The 11676-nt window shown below is 49.8% G+C and carries 6 protein-coding genes; 3 read left to right on the top strand and 3 right to left on the bottom strand.

The features are described 5' to 3' along the window. Nucleotides 1-2442, top strand: a 2442-nt coding sequence (locus V6C93_RS32175) for an efflux RND transporter permease subunit (protein WP_333480759.1), incomplete at its 5' end; no start/stop codon positions are given. Between the two features lie 34 nt (nucleotides 2443-2476). Here the strand turns inward: V6C93_RS32175 and V6C93_RS32170 are convergent. After that, nucleotides 2477-3535 carry an LCP family protein gene (locus V6C93_RS32170; RefSeq protein ID WP_333480758.1) on the bottom strand — a complete coding sequence of 353 codons (1059 nt, stop codon included), beginning with the start codon at nucleotides 3533-3535 and terminating at the stop codon, nucleotides 2477-2479. A 583-nt stretch (nucleotides 3536-4118) separates the two neighbouring features. Here V6C93_RS32170 and V6C93_RS32165 point away from each other — a divergent pair. Next, on the top strand, nucleotides 4119-4379 hold the full coding sequence (locus tag V6C93_RS32165; protein ID WP_333480757.1) for a hypothetical protein: 261 nt from the start codon (nucleotides 4119-4121) through the stop codon (nucleotides 4377-4379). Between the two features lie 510 nt (nucleotides 4380-4889). Here the strand turns inward: V6C93_RS32165 and thrB are convergent. Further along, complete coding sequence (gene thrB / locus V6C93_RS32160; protein ID WP_333480756.1) at nucleotides 4890-5840, bottom strand: homoserine kinase; 951 nt, start codon at nucleotides 5838-5840, stop codon at nucleotides 4890-4892. Nucleotides 5841-6190: 350 nt separating this feature from the next. On the opposite strand from thrB, the gene V6C93_RS32155 reads away from it, so the two are divergent. Then, nucleotides 6191-7309 (top strand): trans-sulfuration enzyme family protein, encoded by a 1119-nt coding sequence (locus V6C93_RS32155; RefSeq protein ID WP_333480755.1) that lies wholly within the window; start codon nucleotides 6191-6193, stop codon nucleotides 7307-7309. On the opposite strand, the gene V6C93_RS32150 is transcribed toward V6C93_RS32155, so the two are convergent. Further along, on the bottom strand, nucleotides 7306-11676 hold a 4371-nt coding region (locus V6C93_RS32150; protein ID WP_333480754.1), incomplete at its 5' end, for a PAS domain S-box protein. The two genes, V6C93_RS32155 and V6C93_RS32150, sit on opposite strands and share 4 nt — an antisense overlap.

Raw genomic sequence — 11676 nt, 5'->3', positions numbered from 1 at the left:
CGCGTTGTTGACAGCGTCGAGAATGACAAGGTGGCTAGTTGGTATAACGGCACAAGGTCAATTGTCTTGGCAGTGCAGCGGCAACCGGGAACCAACACTGTAGAAGTGGTGCGGGAAATCAAGAAAATCTTGCCCACGTTCCAGAAACAAATCCCAGCAGCGGTGAATATGGAAATTCTCTTTGACCGCTCTCAACCCATCCAAGAGTCGGTTAATGATGTGCAGTTTACCCTAGTTCTTACCATCTGCCTGGTGGTGTTGGTGATTTTTCTGTTTCTGCGTAACATCTCTGCCACAGTCATTCCCAGTTTGGCGGTGCCTTTGTCGCTGGTGGCGACGTTTGGCATTATGTTACTCCTGAACTACTCCCTAGATAACCTCTCTTTGATGGCATTAACTCTTGCTGTCGGCTTCGTGGTTGATGATGCCGTAGTCATGCTAGAAAACATTGTCCGTCACATGGAAATGGGGGAGAGCCGCTTTCAAGCCGCCTTAAATGGCTCTAAGGAAATTGGCTTCACAATTTTATCCATGACGCTGTCGCTGGTAGCCGTTTTCATTCCCATTATGTTCATGAGCGGCATTTTGGGGCGGCTGTTTCGTGAGTTTGCCGTCACGATGACTGTGGCAATTTTGGCATCTGGATTTATCTCTCTGAGCTTGACGCCAATGCTGTGCAGTCGATTTCTGCGTTCCCCCCATCATGAGCAAGGGGAGATGGCAAGCAGGGGAAATGGGAAGAATGGACACTCTTCAATCCAAAAACCAAAATCCAAACGTCAAAATTGGAAGAGTCGCTTGTACGATGCGTCAGAGCGTGTTTTTGATGGGATGCTGGCGGTTTACGATTGGAGCCTGAAAATATCGCTGAAGTACCATCGCACGACGATGGTTATCTCTGCTGCAATTCTCGTAGCTACGGTGTACCTGTTCATGATTGTCCCTAAAGGATTCATTCCTAACGGAGACACCGGGCAACTTAACGCCACGACTCAGGCAGCCCAGGATATTTCCTTCGACGAGATGGTCAAACACCAACAAGCGGTGGCGCGGATTATTCAGAAAGACCCTAATGTGGAGGGTAGCAACTCCAGTGTCGGCGCGGGAGGACCGAACGCAGCCGCTAATTCCGGGCGCATATTCATTCGGTTAAAGCCCCCCGAACTCCGTCAGGTGAAGCCTAACTCATTTGGACTTGCCCATCTGAGTGCAGATGAGGTGGTGCAAAAACTGCGACCAAAGGTGAGCAAGATTCCAGGCATCAAAGTGTTCTTGAGCAATCCGCCCGCGATTAATATCGGGGGACAGCAAACGAAGGCGCAGTATCAATTTACCCTTTCCAGTGCTAGCTTCCAAGACCTCGCCCAGAATGCACCTGCTTTAGAAGAGAAGCTACGCCAGCTACCGCAACTGCAAGATGTCAACAGTGACTTGGAAGTCAAGAATCCCCAAGTGCAGGTGCAAATCAACCGCGACCAAGCTTCAGCTTATGGTCTGACGGCTAATCAGATTGAAACCGCCCTGAATAATGCCTACGGGAGTCGCCAGGTTTCAACCATCCTTGCCCCGGAAGACCAGTATCAGGTAATTATGGGCTTAGATCCGCAGTATCAGCAAGACCCCAGCGCCCTGGAATTGCTTTACATCCGCTCTAACACAGGTCAGGTGGTGCCCTTAAACGCAGTGGCAACGATAACTAAGGGAGTGGGACCGCTGACAATTAGCCACTTGGGTCAACTCTCTGCTGTTACTATCTCTTTTAACCTGAAACCAGGAATATCTCTGAGTGACGTAACTGGGGTAATCGAGAAAACAGCCCGTGAGACGCTGCCAGCCACCATTAGTACTAGCTTCCAGGGTTCGGCGCAGGCGTTCCAGTCCTCAATCGCTGGATTGGGACTGCTGCTATTGGTCGCCATCCTAGTGATTTACATTGTCTTGGGTATTCTCTACGAGAATTTCATCCACCCGATTACTATTCTTTCCAGTCTACCCTCGGCAGGGTTTGGAGCATTGCTGACCCTGATGCTGTTTCATGTTGACCTCAACATCTATGCTTTTGTCGGCATCATCCTGTTAGTCGGTATCGTGAAGAAAAACGGCATCATGATGATTGACTTTGCTGTTGAAGCTCAACAGAAGGAAGGGAAAAGCCCTTATGATGCAATCTATGAAGCCTGTCTGGTGCGGTTCCGTCCGATTATGATGACGACAATGGCAGCTCTGATGGGAACTCTACCCATTGCTCTCGGTTTTGGTGCGGGAGCAGAAGCTCGCCGTCCTCTAGGACTAGCCGTGGTGGGGGGTCTGTTGTTCTCTCAACTGTTGACCCTTTACATTACACCAGTCTTTTATACCTACATGGAGGCTTTTCGCAAGGGTCTGGAGAAGCAGGGAGTGAGTAAGCGATCGCACATAGTACAAGCTGGCAAAAATAACTGACCAGCTTTTTCCTCTCTCCCTTTCCCTTGTCTCCCTAACCTTGGTCAAAATACTGTGCCATCATCTCCTGAATGCGTTTGTAATTGGGCAACCAGTAACTCACATCATGTCGCTTAACGCTAATGTTATTCGCCTCACCAGGCAGGGTTAGCATTTGCGCATTTGAGCGGTCTATTTTGGCAGAAAAACCCACCAGAGCTAGTAACTCTTCCACACTTAAATTGCTGTCAAGGTTCGATTGAACCACCGACAGGATTTGAGGAAATCGCGTCACCGTTGCAGGATTGAGCGCCTGTTCCATCAACGCACCCATCACCACATGTTGCCTCTCAATCCGACCAATATCTCCCAACCCATCATGACGAAACCGTAGCAATTGTAGGGTCTGATCTCCATTCAGGTGCTGTCTTCCTTTCTTGAGGTTGATATACAGGTGCTGAGTCTCGTCTACATATTTCATGTCTTTAGGCACATCAAGCGTCACGCCACCCAACGCATCCACCAGTTTTTGCACACCCTCGACGTTCACTCGGAGATAACGGTCAATCTGGACGCCAGCGAGCAACTGACTCACCAACCTGGCGCTAGCGGCTGGGCCACCGTTAACATTGGAAGCATTAATCTTAATCACACCAACCCCATCCATCTCCACACGGGTATCGCGAGGAATCGACAGAACTGTCAACTTTTCAGTTTTGGGGTCAAACCGCACTAAAAGCATCACATCCGACAACCCGTCGAAAGAGTTCACCTGTGCCTGATAGCTCAAATTTCGCGCTTCTGGAGGAGGATTGCGAACATCAGTTGTCAGAACGCTCATTCCCATCACCAAGACATTGACGGGTCGGGTCAACTCTGGTAGGCGCAGATTGCTACGGGTGATGCTGCCACCTTTACTAAAAATTGCCGCTTCTTCTCGAGTCAAATGACGTTGCAGCAAAGGTGTTAAGGAAAACGATACGGCTAACAGGGCACCCACTGTCGCTGACAGCATTGCCACTCCACTTAAGCCAAAGCCTAGCCAGAACCAATTCCGGGGATGAGGGGTTTTTGACAGTTTAGAGCGTTTATGGTCAATTTTCTGACTGGTCACTGATTTCCTTACACAAAAACTAGCAGTTGAGTTTTAATCCTGTATTCCCTGGGTTGGGATGGGTACGCCGACTATTGCTAATGAAGTATGAGTGAGGACGCTACAGCATCCTACTTCACTATTCCATGACTCCTATAGCCGAGCAGGAAGCAATAGCAGTTCTCTAGTGAGAAAGATTTGACAGGTGATCCTTTGGACAAAATTAGCCTCAGATGTGGCACTCATCAATTGGTAGAGGCTGGTTGACGCGATCAATTATGACTCTGACCCCTCGCATTTGTACAATACTTACCCTCTCCAACTCATGGGCTGAAGAAATCGGCAAACGTAAAGTTATTAAACATTTACTTGCCCCCTAAAAATAGATTCTGTAGTCTTAGATACAGAAATAATATTAGTTCTTCTTTCTGACCAGGTATTTGCCTGAGTCAAGCCGGGTGTGACAGTAGCCAAGGAGTGGTTGTACTCCTACCCTAGAGCGATCGCACTAGCTCTTTGAGAGCAGCTAACGCTCCTAACGTCGCGAACTCGCACCGACAAAGCCGAATCGCCATAGCAGAAAATAATTTAAGGAAATACACCGATGAAGCTCGATTTGTATCCATCAGCAGTGACGCTACCACAGCGCTTGCATCACCAGTATTGGTCTAATCAGCCTGAACTGAAAACAACTGAGCCAGAGGCACCCTCTTCGACTTGGGTGAAACTTCAACAACCCCCCAGTCCCTATAGTCATGACGAAGCCTTGTTATTGTGCCAGCACTCTGACAACGAATGGCTCGCTTGGGTTCCAGATTATGGTGAAGTCGTTGTCCATCGATGTCAGTTTAGCGAGATTCAATGAATTGGCTGTGAGTTAACCCTTACTGCGAAAACGGTCTTGTGTCGCTAACAAGACCGTTTTTTCTGGCTGATCAGCAACCTTGAATCTGTCGTAGGAAACCTTGAAGGTTTGTTTAGTAGACCTCTTGCTCTCATTCGATTTTTGCCCCCCTAACCCCCCATTGGCTACCGTATACACACATCTCCGATCAGCCTCTTGCATCCTGCAGTTCGCCCCCCTAGCCCCCAATAAACAAAGGCTTCGTCCTCTGTCCTCTCCCCTCTTAGGGGAGAACGAGAGGGGTGGGGGGAACCGGAATTCAAAGTCCCGCAGAATTGGGGGATTTAGGGGGCAAGATCGCCTAATACACAAACCAGAGGACTTGTAGTGTACACCGTAGCCAACTTTGGGGGAACCGGAATTCAAAGTCCCCCAGAATTAGGAGATTTAGGGGGCATTTCAGGCTTTTTGCAAGAGACACCATGAGCTGTCGCTCACAACGAAGGATGAAACTAGACTTTCAAGATAGGTCTAGTGTATTCTTGCGCCTTGGGTATCAAGCGAGAGCGATCGCACCTGTGCCGCTATGCCCTCTTCCTTCCACACCGTTACCATTGCGGTGGTAACCGTTGGGGCTGATTTGGTATCAGCTAAAGCCAGGAGAGTAGGGCCAGCACCGCTAATTACCATTCCATAAGCCCCAGCGGCTAAAGCAGCAGAATGAACGGCATCATAGCCTGGAATTAAGGCTTTACGGTAAGGTTGATGGATGCGATCGCGCAGGGCTACTCGCAACCAATCCCCTCGCCCCGTCTCCAATCCCCGCAGCAACAAACCCAGATGCGCTGTATTAAAAATAGCATCGGCACGGCTATAGTCCGAGGGTAAAACTCTGCGGGCTTCTGATGTAGACAGTTCAAAATCGGGAATCGCCACCACTGGGACAAGATTGGAGTGCCAAGGAATGTCACAGATTTCCCATGTCTTCGTGGCTTCCCCATCTTCAGCCGCGAGACAACAGCCTCCGATGAAGGCTGGGACGACGTTGTCTGGGTGTCCTTCCATTGCGATCGCTAAATTCATCACCTCTACTTTATCTAGAGGTTGCCCTGCCAGTTGATTTGCACCCACGAGTCCACCGACAATTGCCGTCGCTGAACTGCCCAGTCCTCTGGCTAGCGGCACACCCAGCTCAATTTCAATCTGTACGGGTGGTGGTGCCTGACTGATATGCTGATATAACTTCAAGAAAGCTTGGTAGGCAAGATTCTCTGCACTGGTATCGACGCGATCGGCTTCTTCCCCCGTGACTTTGATACTCACCACCCCTGTTTCCTGTCCTGGTGCAGAGGTAGACACATCAAGGCACGTAAATTTGAACTGATTGTGTAGCGTTAAAGCCGCACCAATGCAATCAAATCCTGGCCCCAAATTAGCCGTCGTGGCGGGAACGGTGACAGTAACGGTGGAAACAACAGACATCCGAAATCCCTGAAGTAAATAACTTCCCTATTAATACAATCTTCATTGTGACATCCTCCCCTTCTAACCGTTAAGAGCGGTTATGTACGAACGCAACTTTGTATAAGTCCTGACTTTGATAGGACTAGGGTGTGTCTTCAAACTCATTTCGCTTCGTTTATAGCGATGAGATCCCCCTAAATCCCCCTTAAAAAGGGGGACTTTGAATTTATTCTCCCCCCAATTCATCGGGGGGCTGGGGGGGATCTAGGGGTTTGACAACACGCCCTAGCGCTGTCCAGCGTGCATGTCCTGTAGACTGAACAAGCAAACAACACTCATGAAACTCTTGGTCAAAGCAGGGATAGCCTATGAAGATTGAAACACTAGCCGTACATGCTGGTCATCGCATCGATCCAGCGACAGCAGCCGTTACACCTGCGATCTATTTGTCTACTACCTTCGAGCGTCAGGCAGATGGCAGTTATCCCCAGGGCTATCACTACATCCGAGACAATAATCCCAATCGGCAAGCTTTAGAACAATGTTTGTATCAGTTGGAGGGAGGAGTTGCGGCGGCGGCATTCTCGTCGGGTTCAGCGGCAACGATGAGCATATTCCAATCGCTACAGGCCGGAAGCCATGTGATTGCTCCCTTAGATGCTTACTCTGGAACCGCATCTGTGTTGAAAGAAATTTTTGTTCCTTGGAATTTGTCAGTCACGTTTGTTGATATGACCAATCCTACTGCTGTCGAGCAAGCACTTGAGCCTAACACTCGGCTAATTTGGGTGGAAACACCCTCCAATCCCATGCTTAAGATTACCGATATTGGGAAGATTACAGACATCGCTCATCAGGCGAATGCTCTTTGTGTCTGCGATAATACTTGGGCAACGCCAATGGGGCAAAATCCTTTCAAATGCGGTGCAGACTTAGTCGTCCATTCTACGACCAAATATCTGGGTGGGCATAGCGATGTTATGGGAGGGGTGGTCATTACCAAGGTGGAAAATGACTTATTTAAAACCCTCCGAAAAATTCAAACCATTGGTGGTGCCGTAGCTTCTCCCTTCGACTCTTGGCTGGTTCTCCGAGGGATTCAAACATTACCCTACCGCATGAGAGGCCACTCAGAAAATGCTCTTAAGGTAGCAACATTTTTAAGTGAACACCCCAAAGTTGAGGCCGTGCATTATCCGGGACTTCCAACACATTCAGGGTATGAGATTGCCAAGCAACAAATGCACGTCTTTGGAGGAATGCTTTCGTTCCAAGTGAAAGGAGGACGTGAGAAAGCTTTCGACGTTGCAGCAAAGGTAAAATTGTTTACTAGAGCAACCAGCTTGGGTGGTGTGGAAAGTCTCATCGAACATCGCGCCTCCATTGAAGGAGTAGGAACAAAAACTCCCAATAATTTACTGCGTGTTTCTGTGGGTCTTGAACATCCAGACGATTTGATAGAAGATTTGGCTCAAGCCTTAAATTAACCACGTCCGACCAAACGTGCGATCGCTCTAACTAACACCTCAGGTTCCACAGGTTTAGCCAGGTGCAATTGAAACCCGGCTTGGAGTGCTTTGTGCTGGTCATACTCTCCCGCATAAGCCGTCAGTGCGATCGCCTGCATTTTCATTTTGGGCGGCTGGGCTTCACCTTGCTTAGACGCGATCGCTAACGACATAGCTAGCTCTTGGGCATCCCCTTCTGCTAACAAAGCCCTTACCTGACGCATCAGCATATAACCATCTACCTCTGGCATTCCGATATCAGAAAGCAGCACATCGGGTATTGATTGATTCAAAGCAACCAGAGCCTCCTGGGCAGATGCGGCTACTGTAACTTCAGCTCCAGACTGCTCTAAAACAAACGTGACCAATTCTCGGATATCCGCTTCATCATCCACAACCAGAATCCGTAGTCCGCACAAATCAGCCAAACTGTTCGGTTGGGCGGGTGCTTGAGTCGTCTCCTGAACCGCCACCATCAAGGGTAGCCGAACCGTAAAAGTTGCCCCTAAACCTTCTCCCGCACTTTCGGCTTGGACAAACCCACCATGCAATTCTGTAAGATAGCGAACAATCGCTAATCCTAACCCCAGTCCCCCAAACTGTCGGGTTGTGCTGCTGTTCTCTTGACGAAAGTGCTCAAATACGTGGGGCAAAAATTCTGGACTAATGCCTTTTCCTGTGTCCTTAACTTGGATCTGAGCATATTGAGTTGAAGGTTGAATGTTTGAAGGTTGAATATTAGGATTTGAACCTTCAACTTGTAACCTACTAACCTGCAACCCTTCTTCCACCTTCTCCATAGGATTTGAACCTTCAACCTGTAACTTACTAACCTGCAACCCTTCTTCCACCTTCTCCAACCGAACTTCCACCCGTCCCCTTGGGGGTGTGAACTTGATGGCGTTGGAGAGCAGGTTCCATACCACTTGTTGTAAGCGATTTGAATCCCCGGCAACTGACCCGACATTCGGCTCAAACACGGTCTGAATTTGAATCTCTTTGCTCTGGGCTGCCAATCGCACCGTTTCCATCGCTGCTTCAATGGTCGTTATCAGGTTAACAGGGGCAACGTTTAAGACGAGTTTCCCTCGCAGAATGCGGGAAACATCTAATAAGTCTTCAATCAGTTGGGCCTGTAACTTAGCATTGCGTTCAATGGTTTCTAGAGCGCGATCAGTGGCTTTTTCATCAAACTTGCGTGACCTCAGCAGGCTTGTCCAACCTAGGATGGGGTTGAGGGGCGATCGCAACTCATGGGACAGTACCGCCAAGAATTCATCTTTAATCCGGTTGGCGGCTTCAGCGTCTCTTCTAGCCTGTTTTTCTGCTTCATAGAGGCGGGCGCGTGCGATCGCCTGACCGCACAGGTGGGCTAGGGTGAGAATGAATGACCGATTCTCTTCACTAAACTTTTTAGCCTCGGCAAAGCTAAAGCTCATTCCCCCTAGGATGCGTCCCTGTGCTGTCAAGGGGATGTAAGTGAAGGCGTGATTCCCCGTGCTCGCTGGTGCATTCGCCAGGATACTATAGTGACTCACAAACTCTTCCATACTTTCTCTGAAAATCGGTTCCCCAGTCCGCACCGTTTCGGCTAGAGGTAGTGGCGCAGTAATCGGGAAATGTCGCCAAGTGTCGATCAGCGATTGAGGCAAGCCAACACTCTCCACAATCTCCAAGGAAGTCTTGTCATCACTAAGCAGCGCAATAAAGCCAGACCTGACTCCCAGGGCAACAATTCCTTGATTCACAACAACTTCAGCGACTTGGGCAGGGGTGAGGGCTTCCGAGAAGGCTGCCGTCACCGCTTGTAAACGCGCTGTACACTCAGCGGCTTGCTCAGCCGTCTGGCGTGCCTGCTGTGCTTGTTGGTAGAGTCGGGCATTCTCTACCGCTAGAGCCGCACGACGGGCAAGTTCCTCGGCTAGTGACAGGTCGGCTGAGTCATAACGACGACCTGATTCAGCTGAGATGAAGGAAATCGTGCCCAGCGTTCGTCCACCCGTTGATACAGGCACCATCATCACCGACTTAAAGCCCACTTCCCGCAGGATTTGCAAATGCTCTGCATCGTGGGCGGCTTCCACCAAAAGGTGATCGGGAATGTCGGGGTAAAGCTCTGATTGCCCGGTGCGTAAGACCTGGGCTATACCACGCGGTGCATTTAGAGCAACAGGATACTTTTGATTCATCTGGTTCGCCCACATGATCTTGGCTGGGTTGGTATGAGCGGTTGCCAGTGGTTGCACTGAGCCATCTTCTTCAACCAGGTGAACCGTGCACCAGTCAGCTAAGTGAGGAACCGTAAGTTGTGCAATACTCCTGAGGGTGGTTTGGTAATCCAGCGAACTAGAGAGGACTCGGCTGGCTTCTGCAAGATATTGCTGTGCCTGCTCCGTTCGCTTGCGATCGCTAATATCAATGCCAGAGCCAATGTAACCTGCAAAGCTGCCATCTTCGTTAAACAACGGCACTCCCTCATCTAAGAGCCAACGATATTCGCCATCTTGGCGTCGATGACGGTATTCTATCTGGAAGCGATCGCGGGCGTTAAAGGCTGATCGATAAGTCTCTAAACAATACGCTTTATCGTCCGGATGAATACCCTCAGGCCAACCCGTGCTTAAAGCCTCTTCTAGGGATTGCCCCACAAAGTCTAACCAAAGCTGATTGAAATAGGTACAGTGTCCGTCTAAACCGGACATCCAAATAAACACCGGAGCACCATCTGCCATTCTGCGGAACAGTGACTCACTCTCTCGTAATGCCTGCTCAACGTTTTGCAAGTCTAGTTCTGTCTGCTTGCGCTTGTGGATGTCGGTCGTGGTGCCAATCCATTTGATGATGTTGCCATCCACGTCTTTGAGGGGTACGGCGCGAACCATAAACCAGCGATATAGGCCCTCTTTGTGCCGAAAACGACATTCTGCCTCAAAGGCTTCCCCATTCTGTCTCGCTCGGTTCCAGTGTTGTATCACCCAAGGAAAATCCTCCGGGTGATAAACCTGTTCCAAGCCACCTGCGTTGAGTTCCTCCAACGTCATCCCCGCATACTCTAGCCAGCGTGAGTTCACGAAGTCTGTCCGCCCCTGGGCATCGCAAGACCAAATAAAGTCCGGCACGGCTTCGCTCAAGGTGCGATAGAGGTTCTCACTGGTACGTAGGGCAACTTCGGCTTGTTTAGGTTCAGTGATGTCAAGGCATACGCCCACCATCCGCAGGGGGCTACCGTCGGAAGCATAGACACAACGACCCCGTGCCACAATCCAATGAATACTGCCATCAGGCCAGATGGTGCGATATTCTGCCTGATAATCGGTTGAGGATGCGATCGCATGTTCGGCGGCTTCCCGAACCTGATCGCGGTCATCCGGATGGATGGCTGCCATGAATTGCTGGTGAGAAAAAACCGCTTCTGGTGGCAATCCCAAATTAGCCTTGCATTGGGCGGAGCAAGAAAGTTCACCTGTTTTGAAGTCTAACTGCCAAGAACCCAGCTTAGCCGTATCGAGTGCCAGCTTCAGCTGTTGTTCGTGCTCACGCAGTGCTTCCTCTGCTCGTTTGCGATCGGTAATATCAATCGACATCCCTGCCACAAACCGTCGTCCCGAACTGTCTTGGAAGGGGAACTTGAAGGCCATCCAATACTGTTCACCCTCCTCGTGCGGTATAGTTTCAACGCTCTCTACAAGTTGGTTGGCTGCAAGTACGGCTAGGTCGTTATCACGCCACTGCTGCGCAATCTCAGTTGGCATAAAATCGAAATCCGTCTTCCCGACCCAATCCGCCAGTTTTCGATTAAAGTCGCGCTCAATCTTGGAGTTCACATAAATGTAGTTCCCTGCTTCGTCTTTGATGTAAGCTCTAGCAGGAGTGTGGTTCATAAAGCTGACAAACAACTGTTGGCTCTCAACGAGTCTCTCCTCAGAGCGTTTGCGCTCCATAAACTGACCAATCTGACTCCCGATACTTGCCATCATCTGGAGTAAGTCTTGATCAGGCTCCTGAATGGTACTGCTAAAGCATTCAATGACACCTAAGATTTGGTTGTCCAGCAGGATAGGAAACCCGAATACTCCCCGCAGTCCACCTTTGGCTGCCAACACAGCTCTAGGGAAGTTGTCATCTTCGAGAACGTCTGGAATCCAAATCGGTTGACCACTTTCCCAGATGCGACCGGGTAACCCAATTCCACGAGAAAATGTCGTGCGGTGGTTGGCCGTCGTGAACTCCTCGATGTTAACCGTGGGTGCCTGCCAACTCTCCACATAGCGCAGGACGTTAGCTTGACGGTCTACTTGCCAAATCATCCCGGCTTGCCATTCCAGGCTTTCGCACAGGGATTTCAG

Origin of the sequence: Allocoleopsis sp. (genome assembly GCF_036703385.1) — a bacterium.
Taxonomy (GTDB): Bacteria; Cyanobacteriota; Cyanobacteriia; order Cyanobacteriales; family Coleofasciculaceae; genus Allocoleopsis.
Note: the sequence above shows the minus strand (reverse complement) of the source record. Positions and strands in the feature narration are given on the sequence as shown.

What these genes read in the sequence shown, in the direction of transcription:
- V6C93_RS32165 (WP_333480757.1), top strand. Translation starts at nt 4,119, where the DNA reads ATGAAGCTCGATTTGTATCCATCAGCAGTGACGCTACCACAGCGCTTG.
- thrB (WP_333480756.1), bottom strand. Translation starts at nt 5,840, where the DNA reads ATGTCTGTTGTTTCCACCGTTACTGTCACCGTTCCCGCCACGACGGCT.
- V6C93_RS32155 (WP_333480755.1), top strand. Translation starts at nt 6,191, where the DNA reads ATGAAGATTGAAACACTAGCCGTACATGCTGGTCATCGCATCGATCCA.